At 73.1% G+C, this 12,748-nt stretch carries 13 protein-coding genes; 6 read left to right on the top strand and 7 right to left on the bottom strand.

The genetic code is table 11. From position 1 onward, the window contains the following. Positions 1-41 precede the first annotated feature (41 nt). From DZA62_RS20370 to DZA62_RS20400, 7 genes are read right to left on the bottom strand one after another with little or no spacing between them, the layout of a single operon-like run. Positions 42-638, bottom strand: a complete 597-nt coding sequence (locus tag DZA62_RS20370; protein ID WP_157987799.1) for a hypothetical protein — start codon at positions 636-638, stop codon at positions 42-44. A gap of 26 nt (positions 639-664) precedes the next feature. Beyond that, a complete protein-coding gene (locus tag DZA62_RS20375) occupies positions 665-1,249 on the bottom strand; it encodes a hypothetical protein (RefSeq protein ID WP_116950745.1) in 585 nt (194 codons plus the stop codon). Positions 1,250-1,305: 56 nt separating this feature from the next. Further along, complete coding sequence (locus DZA62_RS20380) at positions 1,306-1,884, bottom strand: hypothetical protein (RefSeq protein ID WP_116950746.1); 579 nt, start codon at positions 1,882-1,884, stop codon at positions 1,306-1,308. Between the two features lie 43 nt (positions 1,885-1,927). Continuing rightward, positions 1,928-2,518: a hypothetical protein gene (locus tag DZA62_RS20385; RefSeq protein WP_116950747.1), complete on the bottom strand. Its 591-nt coding sequence runs from the start codon at positions 2,516-2,518 to the stop codon at positions 1,928-1,930. A gap of 36 nt (positions 2,519-2,554) precedes the next feature. Next, on the bottom strand, positions 2,555-3,133 hold the full coding sequence (locus tag DZA62_RS20390) for a hypothetical protein (RefSeq protein WP_116950748.1): 579 nt from the start codon (positions 3,131-3,133) through the stop codon (positions 2,555-2,557). Between the two features lie 9 nt (positions 3,134-3,142). Next, the gene (locus DZA62_RS20395) at positions 3,143-4,510 is read right to left on the bottom strand and encodes a sensor histidine kinase (RefSeq protein ID WP_116950892.1); all 1,368 of its coding nucleotides are present in this window, start codon (positions 4,508-4,510) and stop codon (positions 3,143-3,145) included. A gap of 19 nt (positions 4,511-4,529) precedes the next feature. Continuing rightward, positions 4,530-5,207, bottom strand: coding sequence for a response regulator transcription factor (locus DZA62_RS20400; protein WP_116950749.1), 678 nt, complete (start codon positions 5,205-5,207; stop codon positions 4,530-4,532). A 146-nt stretch (positions 5,208-5,353) separates the two neighbouring features. Here DZA62_RS20400 and DZA62_RS20405 point away from each other — a divergent pair, with 146 nt between their 5' ends. From DZA62_RS20405 to DZA62_RS20430, 6 genes are all read left to right on the top strand, one after another. Then, positions 5,354-6,550 carry a LolA family protein gene (locus DZA62_RS20405; RefSeq protein WP_116950750.1) on the top strand — a complete coding sequence of 399 codons (1,197 nt, stop codon included), beginning with the start codon at positions 5,354-5,356 and terminating at the stop codon, positions 6,548-6,550. A 213-nt stretch (positions 6,551-6,763) separates the two neighbouring features. Then, positions 6,764-8,212: a uracil-xanthine permease family protein gene (locus DZA62_RS20410; protein ID WP_116950893.1), complete on the top strand. Its 1,449-nt coding sequence runs from the start codon at positions 6,764-6,766 to the stop codon at positions 8,210-8,212. Between the two features lie 4 nt (positions 8,213-8,216). Next, positions 8,217-9,092: an FAD binding domain-containing protein gene (locus tag DZA62_RS20415; protein ID WP_116950751.1), complete on the top strand. Its 876-nt coding sequence runs from the start codon at positions 8,217-8,219 to the stop codon at positions 9,090-9,092. Further along, entirely contained in the window at positions 9,089-9,589 is a 501-nt protein-coding gene (locus DZA62_RS20420; RefSeq protein WP_116950752.1) for a (2Fe-2S)-binding protein, read from the top strand. Before DZA62_RS20415 ends, DZA62_RS20420 begins: the two co-directional genes overlap by 4 nt. Continuing rightward, complete coding sequence (cutA, locus tag DZA62_RS20425; RefSeq protein WP_116950753.1) at positions 9,586-11,991, top strand: aerobic carbon-monoxide dehydrogenase large subunit; 2,406 nt, start codon at positions 9,586-9,588, stop codon at positions 11,989-11,991. The genes DZA62_RS20420 and cutA overlap by 4 nt, the downstream gene beginning before the upstream one ends. After that, positions 11,988-12,644: an SRPBCC family protein gene (locus DZA62_RS20430; RefSeq protein WP_116950755.1), complete on the top strand. Its 657-nt coding sequence runs from the start codon at positions 11,988-11,990 to the stop codon at positions 12,642-12,644. The genes cutA and DZA62_RS20430 overlap by 4 nt, the downstream gene beginning before the upstream one ends. The last annotated feature ends 104 nt before the right edge of the window (positions 12,645-12,748 follow it).

The following is a 12,748-nucleotide window of genomic DNA, read 5'->3' on the forward strand; positions in this document are numbered from 1 at the left end:
CCCCCCGAGGGCCGTGCTCCGTGCAGCGACCCGCGCGCAGGTCAGGACGACATCTCGATCGAGATCACGAAGATGGCGGCCACGGAGGGCACCACGACGAGCACCCCGGCGAGGACGGGATAGCGCTCGAGCAGGGGGACGGCGTGCGGGTAGCGGCGGGCGAGAGCGCGCGCCGAGGCCAGCCGTCCGAGTTTGTGGGTCTCGACGCCGAGCACGGCGAGGAGCCGGCGCATGTCGTCCTCGACCCAGCGGGCGCCGGACATGCGGGCGAGCCGCCGGCCGCCACGGTCCAGAACGTACAGGTGGGCGAGGCTGCGGCTGTTCTTGTGCGTGCGGGGGAGCGCCGCGGTGACGATCGACCCGACGGCGTCGCGGGGGACGCGGCGCGTGCGCAGCAACCCCGTGACGGCCAGCTCGGACGGCGTGACGGTGATGGCGGCGCGCCGGAACCAGGCCGGCGCGATGCTCGACACCAGCACGATGACGCTCAGCGACACGATCGCGCCGAATGCGCCACCACGCAGCAGCAACGCCGCCAGCAGCACCACGATCGGCAGCAGCGACCACTTGACGGTGCTCAGGTAGCGGCGCAGCGACGGCCGCAGTACGAGCGCCGCTGCGGGCAGGGGTCCGGGCACGGCCAGCATCATAGGCGTGGACGGGGTCAGCCCGACAGGGCCGCGATCACGGTACCGACGACGACCGCCACGACGGCGAAGCCCAAGGCGCAGAGCAGGATGAACGCGAGCATGTGCCGCTCGACCCAGCTGCTGGCGCCGGGCTGCTCGCGGGCGAACTGCCCGGCGCTGACGGGACCCTCGGACCCGGCGACCGGCAGGTCGAGGTGGTCGACCAGCCGGTCCAGGTCGGCGACGGAGAAGAGAGCGCCGTTGATGCGCAGCAGGGCACGCTGGTCTGGATCGAAGAGGACGATGGTCTCGGCGGGTGCGGCCCCGGGCTGGACCACCTTGGTCCGGAGGATCGAGGCGGCGTCCGCGCGGTCGCGGCGGCGGTGGAACCACAGGCCGCGCACCGAGATCTCGGTGGGGGTGACGACGATGTGGGAGCGCCGCAGATAGACGGCGATGGCGGCGGCCAGCAGCAGGGCGAGGCCGATGCCGGTGAACAGGGCCGGCCTGCCGCCGGCCATGACGCCGCCGATGACGAGGACGACGGCGATCACGGCGGTGATCGCGAGGGCGTGCCGGCGCGGCCCGGGAGCCGGCCGGAGGACGAGAGCGTTGGACACGGCCCCGACCCTAGAACACGGCGAGGGGCGCTTCGGTCGTGGCGCGCTCGGCCGGGTCAGGCCGACAGGACCACGGCCGCGGTGCCGATGAGGATGACCAGCACCACGGTGCCGCACCCGACCGCGAAGGCGAAGGAATACGGCCGCCGCTCGGGCCACCGCACGATGCCGGGGTGCTCGCGGTCCAGCTGGGCCGCGGTCATCGGCCGGTCGTGCTCGACGGCGGGCCGGCCCAGCCGCCGGACCAGCTCGTCGAGGTCGTGGGTCTCGTAGTGCCCGGCGTTGATCCGCATCAGGACCTGGTCGCCGGCCCCGCGCAGGAAGAGCGTCGGCGCCGCCGGGCCGCGGGGCGGGATCACGGTGGCCCGGACGATGGTCGTCACGTCACCCAGCGGCTGCATGCGGGCGCCGAACAGCCCGGTGACCGCGACCTCCGACGGTGTGAGGACGATGCGCGATCGCGACAGGTAGAAGAAGCCGATGCCCAGGCCGGCGGCGCCGATGATCAGCGAGACCAGCAGCCCGGCGACCCCGCCGGCGATCGTCGCCGCCATGACGAAGACGGCGAGGACCAGTCCGGCGGTGACCATGACGGTACGCCGGCGCCGCGCCGACGGCCGCAACTCCAGCAGCATGGCCTGGAACCCTAGGGCATGAGTGCCGCGCTGCGCGCCCGGGTCAGCGGGTGCTGCTGACGACCGCGAGCACGATGATCAGCAGAGCCATCGACCCGAAGGCGACGAGCAGCGAGAACGCGATGGGCCGCCGCTCGGCGAACGGCACGATGCCCGGGTACCGGCGGGCCAGCTGCGCGGCGGTGACGGGCGCGCCCGGGCCGCCGGTGGGCAGCCCGAGTCGTGCCACCAGCTGGTCGAGGTCGGCGGTCTCGTAGTTGCTGCCGTGGATGCGCAGCAGGACGTGGTCGTCGCGGTCGCGGACGAAGACGGTGTCGGCCATCGAGCCGCGGACCGGGATGACGACCGCCCGGACGACCGACGCGGCCCGGGCGCGGTCACGTCGCCGGTGGACGACGAGGCCACGAACGGCGATCTCGGAGCGGGTGAGGACGACGCGGGCCCGCCGCAGATGACCGTGGAGGATCGCCAGCACGACGGCCGCGAGCACGAGTCCGCCGAGCAGGCCGACGATGCCGCCGGGAATCGCGAGGAACACGGTGATCAGGCCGGTGACCACCACGCCGAGCACCAGAGCGGACCGGCGCCGTCTCGACGACGGGCGCAGTTCGAGATCGTCCAGGCCGGCTGACATCGCCGTCGATCCTAGGGGACGCTCCTGGGCGGCCGCTCAGAGCATGGTGGCCGCGATGATCAGCGAGATGACGGTCACCAGCACGACGATCGCGCCCACCACGGCGAAGCCGAACTTGTACGGGTGCCGCTCGATCCACGGCACGATGCCGTGGTACTGCTTGGCCACCTGGTTCGCGGTGAGCGGCCGGTCCGCCGTCACGGTGGGCAGGCGGAGGTGCTCGACCAGCCGGTCGAGGTCGGCGGTGGGGTAGTTGACGCCGTGGATGCGCAGCAGCAGCTTCTCGTCGCGATCCAGGACGAAGAGCGAGTCGTTCGCCGGGGCGCGCGGCGCCACCACCGTGGCCCGCACGATCGACGCCGCCTGGTAGCGGTCGGCCCGCTTGTGCGTGACGAACCCGCGGACGGAGATCTCCGACGGCGTGACGACGATGCGCGAGCGCAGCAGGTGGCCGGCGACGGGCACCACCACCAGAGAGGCCACGGCCAGCCCGGCCAGCACCCCGGTCGTGCCGCCGGCGGCGCCCGCGTAGACGCACAACCCGACGAAGACGATGACCGGAATCAGGGCCAGGGGCCGGTGCCGAACGGTCGGCCGCAGGACGAGCTCCGTCATGCCCAGACCCTAGGACACGGCCTCGGGCGCGCCGATGGTGGCCTTGGCGGCCGGCAGTGTGACGACGAACCGGGCGCCGGGCGCGGCGTTCTCGACGACGATCGTGCCGCCGTGTGCGACGACGATCTCGCGGGCGATCGCCAGCCCCAGCCCGGACCCGCCGGCGTCGCGGTCGCGGGCGTCGTCGAGGCGGGTGAAGCGCTCGAAGATGCGTTCGCGGTCCGCCTCGCGCACACCGCTGCCGTCGTCGGCGACCGCGACCCGTGCCCTGCCGCCGGAGGTCGTCACGACCACCTCCACCTGCGACGACGCGTGCCGGACGGCGTTGTCGACGAGGTTGCGCAGCACCCGGGAGAGGGAGTCGCGGTGACCGCGCGTGTAGACGTCGTCGCCGGCGTCGACGCGCACCTCGACCCGTCCGTCGCGCACGCCCTCGGCCACCTCGATGGCCAGCTCGCCGAGATCGACCAGCTCGTCGCGCCGTACCGGCCGCGGGCTGTCCAGATGCGCGAGCACCAGCAGGTCGTCGACCAGCCGGGCCATGCGCTGGACCTCGACCAGGGCCTCGCGGGCGGTGTCGTGCGGGTCGACGGCGTCGGGGTGCGCCAGCGCGACCTCCAGCTCCGTCCGCAGCACGGCGATGGGACTGCGCAGCTCGTGGGCGGCGTCGGCGACGAACGCGCGCTGCCGGGCCGCCGCCGCGTCGAGCCGGCCGAGCATGTCGTTGAGCGTCACCGCGAGCCGGCTGAGCTCGTCGCCCCCGGCCGGGACCGGCAGCCGGTGCCCGCCGCCGGCGCCGGTGATCTCCTCGGCGCCGCCGCGCAGCCGGTCGACCGGGCGCAGCGCGCGAAGGATGACCAGCCAGCTCAGCACCGCCAGAGCGGCCGTGACGGAGAGGCCGCCGGCGAACACGCCGATCTTCGCGAACCGGACGGAGCGCTGCTGCTCCTCGAGCGACACGGCGACGATGACGGTGCGCGGCTCGCCCGCGTCGTCGGTGGGCACGCCGACCACGCGCAGCGGTTCCGGCTGGCCGAGCCGGGTGCCGTCGAGGCCGATCGCCTCGCCGGCCCGAACCGCGGCGAGGTCGTCGCCCGCGACCACCGGCGTGAGGCGGTCGCCGCCGGGCGTCGAGGCGACCACGCGATCGTCGTCGTCGAGCACCTGCGCGACGACGGCGCCGAAGCCGGGCAGCGGGTCGGGCAGCCGGCCGGACTCGACCAGCGTCGCGATGTCCTCGCCCTGCCGCCGCGCCGTCTCGTCCAGCGCGCCCAGCAGCGCGCGGTCCAGCGCGACCAGCAGCAGCACGCCGCCGATGCCCAGGCCCACCGCGGCCATCGCGGTGGCGGCCAGGGTGAGCCGGGCACGCAGGCTCATGCGGCCGAAGACGGCCACCTCAGCCGCCGTCGCCGCTCAGGCGGTAGCCGGCGCCGCGCACGGTCTGCACCGCGGCCCGGCCGAACGGGGTGTCGATCTTGCGCCGGAGGTAGCCGACGTAGACCTCGACGACGTTGGGGTCGCCGTCGTAGTGGGCGTCCCAGACGTGTTCGAGGATGTCGCGCTTGGACACGACCTCGTCGGCGCGGCGCATGAGGAACTCGAGCACGCCGAACTCGCGCGGCGTCAGCGTGACCTCGGCGTCGCCGCGGCGCACCGTCTTCGCGCCCGGGTCCAGCTCGAGGTCGCCGGCGCTCAGCACGGCCGGGCGGGCCGGCGCGCCGCGGCGCAGCAGCGCTCGCAGCCGCGCGACCAGCACGACGTAGGAGAACGGCTTGGTGAGGTAGTCGTCGGCGCCGACGTCGAGGCCGTCGGCCTGGTCATACTCGCCGTCCTTGGCCGACAGCATGAGGATCGGCACCCAGTTGCCCTCGGCCCGCAGCGTCTGGCAGATGCGATAGCCCGACAGCGATGGGAGCATGATGTCGAGCACGATGACGTCGTAGGCGTTCTCGCGGGCCAGGTGCAGGCCGTCGAGGCCGTCGTGGGTCACCTCGACGGAGAACCCCTCCGCCGACAGCCCGCGGTGCAGCGCGCGGGCCAGCCCGCGCTCGTCCTCGACCACCAGCACCCGCATGTCGTCAAGCATGCCCTGCCGCACGCGACGCCGGTCGGCGGCTCTCAGGGATCTCACAGCGACGGCGAGGCAACCTGGGTGTCATCGGGGTGAAACCCGACGCACCGAAGACGCACCGAAACGCACTGAGCACGTCAGGAGACGACATGCCGAACTCCCTTCTCAGCACCCCGGCCAGGCGGTGGGCGACCGGTGCCACGGTCGCGACCGTGGTCGTCGGCGCGGCCGTGGCCGGCCCGCTGATCGCCGGTGCCGACTCCGAACTGCCCGACCGCACGGCCGCCGAGCTGCTCGTCGACCTCGCGAGCCTCGACGTCCAGCCGTTCGCCGGCACCGTCGTGCAGTCCGCCGACGTCGGCCTTCCCGAGCTGGCCAACAGCGACACCACGTCGCTGCCCACGGCCGCCCTGTCGCTGCTCAACGGGTCGTCCACGGCTCGCATCTGGTACACCGACGGCGACACCTACCGCTTCGCGCTGCAGGACGACCAAGCCGAGTCCGACCTCATCCGCAACGGCCAGGACCTCTGGTTCTGGAGCAGCGAGGGGGCCAGCGCCTCACACCTGGTCCTCCCCGAGGACACGGGCGACGACGCCACCGGCGGCCCGTTCGGCGGCGACAACCCGTTCGGCGGCGAGGGCATGGAGGGCCTGCCCGAGGACCTCCCGGCCGACGTTCCCACCGCGGCCGCCTCGCTGGCGCTGGCGATGATCGAGCCGTCCACCCAGGTCGACGTCGACGGCACGGCCACCGTGGCCGGCCGGCACGCGTACGAACTGGTGCTGCGGCCCAAGGACGAGCAGTCGCTGATCGGCTCCATCCGGCTGGCCGTCGACGGCGAGACGTCCATGCCGCTGCGGGTGCAGTTCGTCGCCCGCGACGCCAGCGAGCCGTCGTTCGAGGTCGGCTTCACCTCGATCTCCTTCGACGAGCCCGACGCGTCGACGTACGAGTTCGCCCCGCCGCCCGGCACCACGGTCGACGAGATCCAGCCCGACGAGCTCGACGACGCCGCCGCGCAGCACCACCCGGGCGCCGGCGCCGGCCACGAGGGCATGGACCAGTCCGACGTGTCCGTGGTCGGTTCCGGCTGGAGCAGCGTCTTCGTCCTCCGCGGCGTCGACCTCGACCAGCTCACCGCCGGCCTCGACGGCGACGCCGCCGCCATGGCCGACGCCTTCCTGGCCGACTTCCAGGACGTCAGTGGCCCGTACGGCACCGGCCGGGCCATGACGAGCGACCTGTTCACCGTCCTCCTCCTCGACGACGGCCGGCTGCTCATGGGCGCCGTCCCGCTGGAGGTCCTCGAGCAGGCCGCGCAGGACCCCGCCGCCGCGCTGTAAGGCACCGGCGGAACGCACGGGGGCCGGAGGCCGCCGCGGGACAAGACCCCGCGGCGGCCTCCGCATGTCCGGGCCGAGCGCAGACGTTGCCGATGATCAGGTGATCTCCTCGGCACTTCGTGCCCATGCCCCGGAAACGTGTGATGCCTAAGTTGCCTCCAACGTGTCCGCACGGGTGACTTGGATCACCCGACCCACGTGGAGGAGGCCTCCGTGGCGCTCGGCTGGAAGGTGGTCTACGAGGGCAAGACACCGCCACCGGGGGCGGTGGTCCGGCCGGACGAACGGTTGTCGTGGGGGCGCACGGCCGGCCTCGGTGCACAGCACGTGGTCGCGATGTTCGGCGCGACGTTCGTGTTCCCGATCATCATGGGGCTGAATCCGCAGCTGGCCATCATGATGAGCGGCATCGCGACGATCTGCTTCCTGCTCATCGTCAAGGGCAAGGTGCCGAGCTATCTCGGTACCAGCGCGTCGTTCGTCGGCGGCGTGGCGGCGATCAGGGCGCAGGGCGGTGACTCCGCCGACGTGACCGGCGCCATCCTGGTGGCCGGCGTGGTGCTGGCGCTGTGCGGCGTGCTGATCCACTATTTCGGCTCCGGCACCCTCCACCGTGTGCTGCCGCCGGTGGTGACGGGCGCGGTCGTCATGCTGATCGGGTTCAACCTGGCGCCGGTGGTGGCGACGGTGTACTGGCCGCAGGACCAGTGGATCGCGCTGATCGTGATGACCGCCGTCATCCTCATGGCGGTCGGGCTGCGCGGCTTCCTCGGCCGCATCGCGATCTTCGTCGGGCTGGTGTTCGGCTACGCGTTGTCGTGGATGTTCGACCGGATGTTCGGCATGATCACCTCGCCCGACGGCGCCGGCGAGGTCGTGACCCGCGACCGGGTGAACTTCGACGGCGTGCGCGAGGCGTCCTGGCTGGGCTTCCCGGACGAGACGTTCGTGAACTCCCAGGGCGTCGAGATCCCGGGCTGGCACGTGCCGACCTTCAGCGTCACGTTCATCCTGCTCGTGCTGCCCGCCGTCATCGCGCTGATCGCGGAGAACGCCGGCCACGTCAAGGCCGTCGCCGAGATGACCGGCAAGGACCTCGACCCGGTCATGGGCAAGGCGATCGCGGCCGACGGCGTCGGCACGGTCATCGCGACGTCCGTCGGCGGCTCGCCGACCACGACGTACGCCGAGAACATCGGCGTCATGGCGGCGACCCGCGTGTACTCGTCGGCGGCGTACTACGTGGCGGCGGCGGTCGCGATCCTGTTCGGGTTCTCGCCGAAGTTCGGCGCCCTGATCGCGGCGACGCCGGCTGGTGTGCTCGGCGGCATCACCGTCGTGCTGTATGGCATGATCGGCCTGCTCGGCGCCCGCATCTGGATCGAGAACCGGGTCGACTTCGCCAATCCGGTCAACCTGGTGCCGGTCTCGGCCGGCATCATCATCGCCATCGGCAACACGTCGCTGGAGATCACCGACGACTTCGTGCTGTCCGGCATCGCGCTGGGCACGATCGTGACGATCGTCGCGTACCACCTGGCGCGGGCCGTCGCCCCGCCGCACCTGCGCGAGGGCGGCGCCGTCCTCACGGTCGGGCCGCCCGGCGTGCACGAGGTCGACGACGATCCGCCGGGCGAAACGGCGCGCGGCGAGAGAGGATGATGCCGTGAAGCCAGCGGGGTTCACCTACCACCGGCCGGTCACCGTCGACGACGCCGTCGCGGTCCTGGCCGAGGTGAGCCCTGCCGGAAAGGTGCTGGCCGGAGGCCAGAGCCTGGTCCCGCTGCTGAACATGCGGCTGGCCGCGCCGGAGCACCTGGTCGACATCAATCGGCTGTCCGAGCTGGCCTACGTGCGCGCCGGTGGCGACGCCGTCACGGTCGGCGCGCTGGCCAGGCACGCCGACGTCGAGCGCGACGACGCCGCGTACGCCGTGCTGCCGCTGCTGCGCGACACCCTGCGCCACGTCGCGCACCCGACCATCCGCAACCGCGGCACGACGGTCGGCAGCATCGCGCACGCCGACCCGGCCGGCGAGCTGACGGCGGTGCTGGCGCTCCTCGGCGGGACGGTCACGTTGCGCTCCGCGGCGGCCGAGCGCACCGTCACCGCGGCCGACTTCTTCACCGGACCCATGTCGACCTGCGCCGACGCCGGCGAGCTGGTCACGTCCGTCACGTTCCCGGTGCCGGAGGGCCGCACCGGGGCCGTCTGGACGGAGGTGGCCCGGCGGCACGGCGACTACGCCGTCTGCGGCACCGGAACGGTGGTGACGCTCGACGACGACCTGCGGGTCGCCGGTGCCAGAGCGGCCTTCGTCTCGATGGGCCCGGAGCCGGTGGTGCTCGACGTCACCGACGCGGTCGCGGGGGCGACGCACGACACCGCGGACTGGGCGGCGGCCGGGCGGCTGGCCGCGGGCCGCCTGGACCCGGAGGACGATATCCACGCCACGGCCGACTACCGCACGCACCTGGCCGAGGTGCTGACGACACGAGCGCTGCGCGACGCGGCGCGGCGCGCGGCTGAGGTGGCGCCATGAGCGCCGTCGAGGAGCTGTTCGAGGTGACGCTCGTGGTCAACGGCGTGCCGCGGTCGGCCACGGTGCCCGCGCGGCGGCTGCTGTCGGACTTCCTGCGCCACGACCTCGAGCTGACCGGCACCCACGTCGGCTGCGAGCACGGCGTCTGCGGCGCCTGCACGGTGCTCGTCGACGGCCGGCCGATCCGGTCCTGCCTGCAGTTCGCCGTCACCGTCGACGGCGCCGAGGTCACGACCGTCGAGGGCTGCGGGGGAGCCGACGGCGAACTCGGCCCGGTCCAGCAGGCCTTCCGCGACTGCCACGGCCTGCAGTGCGGGTTCTGCACGCCCGGCTTCGTCACGACGATCACCGCGTACCTCGAGGAGCACCCGGCGCCTTCCGACGACGAGGCGCGCGAGGCCATCGCCGGCAACCTGTGCCGCTGCACCGGCTACCAGAACATCGTCGCGTCGGTGCTGCGCGCGGCCGAGCTGCGCGCGGAGGAGGCGGGCCGATGACGACGAAGACGTTCGGCGAGCCGATCGCGCGGCTGGAGGACCCGCGGCTGCTCACCGGGCAGGGCCGGTTCCTCGACGACATCGGGCACCGCGCGCTGGCAGCGGCGTTCGTCCGCAGCCCGCACGCGCACGCCCGCATCACCGGCATCGACGTCACCGACGCGATCGGCGTCGACGGGCTGGTCGCCGTCTACACGCACGAGGACCTCGACGGCCGCGCCGGCGAGCCGCTGCCGCTGCTCATCCCGCACGAGGCCCTGACCCACGGCCGCACCGGGTACGCCCTGGCCAAGGACGAGGTCAACCACGTCGGCGAGCCGATCGTCATGGTCGTCGCCACCGACCGGTACGTCGCCGAGGACGTCTGCGCCCGCATCGGCGTCGACTACGAGTTCCTGCCGCCGGTGGTCGGCATCGAGGCCGCCCGCGACGGCGACCTGCTCGTGCACGACGACGTCCCCGGCAACGTCGCGGCCCGCATGGTGCAGTCCCGGGGCGACGCCGCGGCCGCCATCGACGCCGCGCCGCACGTCCTCGAACTGGACCTCGACATCGAGCGCAGCGCGTCCACCCCGCTGGAGGGCAAGGGCGTGCACGCGCGCTGGGACGCCGACGACGCCAGCCTGCGCGTCTACACGTCCACCCAGGCGTCGACGTCGGTGCGGGCGGCGCTGGCCGCGCGGCTGGAGCTGCCGCCGGACCGCGTCGAGGTCATCGCGCCCGACGTCGGCGGCGGGTTCGGCGTGAAGATCGTGCACCCGTGGCCCGAGGAGGTGCTGGTGCCGTGGGCGGCGATCCGGCTCGGCCGCGAGGTCAAGTGGACCGAGGACCGCCGCGAGCACTTCGTCGGCGCCACCCACGAACGCGGCCAGCTGCAGCACGTCAGGGTCGGCTTCGACGACGAGGGCCGGTTGCTCGGCCTCGACGTCACCGTCTGGCACGACAACGGCGCCTACACGCCGTACGGCATCATCGTCCCGATCATCACGACGACGCAGCTGCTCGGGCCCTACAAGCCGGGCGCGTACCGCGCGGAGTTCTTCAGCCTCTACACCAACACCGTCTCGGTGACGCCGTACCGCGGCGCCGGCCGGCCGCAGGGGTGCTTCGCGATGGAGCGCACCATGGACGCCGTCGCCGCCCACCTCGGCCTGGACCGCACCGTAGTGCGCGAGCGCAACTTCATCCGGCCCGACGAGATGCCCTACGACCACGGCCTGATCTTCCAGGACGGCCGGCCGCTGGTGTACGACTCCGGCGACTACCCGGCGACGCTGGAGAAGCTGAAGAAGCTGGTCGGCTGGGAGGAGTTCGAGGCCTACCGCGACGAGGCGCGGGCGGCCGGGCGGCGGGTCGGCATCGGCATCGCCTGCTACGTCGAGGGCACCGGCGTGGGCCCGTACGAGGGCGGCTGGGTGAAGGTCGAGACCGACGGCAGCGTCGTCGCGGCCACCGGGCTGACCACCCAGGGGCAGGGCCACCGGACGGCGTTCGCCCAGGTCGTGGCCGAGGAGCTGGGGGTGCCGGTCGACCGGGTCAACGTGACGACGGGCGACACCCGCCGGTTCGGCTACGCCGTCGGCACGTTCGCCTCTCGGGCGGCCGTCATGAGCGGCAACGCGCTCGCGGCGGCGGCCCGTAAGGTGCGCGACAAGGCGCTGCGGATCGCCGGCGAGGCGCTGGAGGCCGACCCGCGCGACCTCGAGATCGTCGACGGCGTCGTCCGGGTCATCGGGTCGCCGGCGAGCGCGCCGGGCGGAAGCATCCCGCTGGCCACCGTCGCCGTGCTGGCCAACCCGCTGCGCTACGCGTTCGACCGCGAGGCCGAGCGGGCCACCCAGTTCGGCGGGCCGGTCGACTTCTCCAAACCGCCGGTCGCCGAGGGCGAGTCGCCCGGCCTGGAGGACACCGGCTTCTACTCGCCGCCGCGCTCGACCTTCGCCAACGGCATGCACGCGGCCATCGTCGAGACCGACCCGGACACCGCCGAGATCACCATCCTGCGCTACTGCGTCGTGCACGACTGCGGCACGCTGATCAACCCGCGCATCGTCGAGGGCCAGATCCACGGCGGTGTCGCCCAGGGCGTCGGGGGAGCGCTGTACGAGCGCATGGTCTACGACGACGCCGGGCAGCTGCTCAACGCGTCGTTCATGGACTTCCTCATGCCGTACGCGACCGAGGTGCCGGTCGTCGAGACCGACCATCTCGAGACGCCGTCGCCGCTGAACCCGCTCGGCATCAAGGGCGCGGGCGAGGCCGGCGTGATCCCCGGCTCCGCCGTCCTCGCGTCGGCGATCTCCGACGCGGAGGGGTTCGCGATCACCCGCATGCCGATCTCGCCGTCGGACCTGTACTCGCTCCGGTCGACATCTACACGCATGGGGGAGACGCCGCGATGAAGGTGACTGGAACCGCCGTCCTGCAGGCCCCGCGGGCCGACGTATGGAAGGCGCTGAACGACCCCGCCGTCCTGGTGCGCACGATCCCCGGCTGCCAGCGGCTGGAGGAGGCCGGGCCGGACCAGTACCGCATGACGGTGAGCGCGGGCGTCGGCACGATCAAGGGCACCTACGCCGGCGACGTGCGGTTGCACTCCCAGGAGGAGCCGGGCTCGTTCGTCATGACGGCCTCCGGCGCGGGCGCGCCGGGAACGGTCAGCGCCGACGTCCGAGTGACGCTCGCTGACGACGGCACCGGCGCGACGCGGCTGGACTACGCCGCCGACGCCATCGTCGGCGGCATGATCGGCGGCGTCGGGCAGCGGATGCTCGCCGGCGTCGCCAAGAAGACGGCGGGCGAGTTCTTCGCCGCGGTGAACGACGTGCTGACGGGCGCGGCGCCGGCTCCGGCCGTCGCTGGGGTTGCGACGCCGGCAGCGTCCGCCGCGTCCGCCGCGCCTGCCGCGGCGCCGGGCGTGTACGAGGCGCCGCTCGCCGAGCGTCCCGCTGCCGCGCCCGCCGACTTCACCCGCGGCATCGTCGTCGGCGCCGCGGTCGCGTTGGCCGGCGTCGCCGTCGGCGGCTGGCTGTCCGGCCGCTCCCACAGAAGTTGATCTTGGAGTTCTTCGGCCATCTAACGGACATGTCGGACGTGAAGACCGAACAACTCCAAGATCAACTGCGTGTGAGGGGCGGTTTGTGGTGCGACAGTGGAGGT

It is taken from the genome of Jiangella endophytica (assembly GCF_003427025.1).
GTDB classification, from domain to species: domain Bacteria; phylum Actinomycetota; class Actinomycetes; order Jiangellales; family Jiangellaceae; genus Jiangella; species Jiangella endophytica.

Coding starts and splice junctions, on each gene's coding strand:
- DZA62_RS20390 (WP_116950748.1), bottom strand. CDS start 3,133: ATGACGGAGCTCGTCCTGCGGCCGACCGTTCGGCACCGGCCCCTGGCC.
- DZA62_RS20380 (WP_116950746.1), bottom strand. CDS start 1,884: ATGCTGCTGGAGTTGCGGCCGTCGGCGCGGCGCCGGCGTACCGTCATG.
- DZA62_RS20395 (WP_116950892.1), bottom strand. CDS start 4,510: ATGAGCCTGCGTGCCCGGCTCACCCTGGCCGCCACCGCGATGGCCGCG.
- DZA62_RS20385 (WP_116950747.1), bottom strand. CDS start 2,518: ATGTCAGCCGGCCTGGACGATCTCGAACTGCGCCCGTCGTCGAGACGG.
- DZA62_RS20430 (WP_116950755.1), top strand. CDS start 11,988: ATGAAGGTGACTGGAACCGCCGTCCTGCAGGCCCCGCGGGCCGACGTA.
- cutA (WP_116950753.1), top strand. CDS start 9,586: ATGACGACGAAGACGTTCGGCGAGCCGATCGCGCGGCTGGAGGACCCG.
- DZA62_RS20420 (WP_116950752.1), top strand. CDS start 9,089: ATGAGCGCCGTCGAGGAGCTGTTCGAGGTGACGCTCGTGGTCAACGGC.
- DZA62_RS20405 (WP_116950750.1), top strand. CDS start 5,354: ATGCCGAACTCCCTTCTCAGCACCCCGGCCAGGCGGTGGGCGACCGGT.
- DZA62_RS20400 (WP_116950749.1), bottom strand. CDS start 5,207: ATGCGGGTGCTGGTGGTCGAGGACGAGCGCGGGCTGGCCCGCGCGCTG.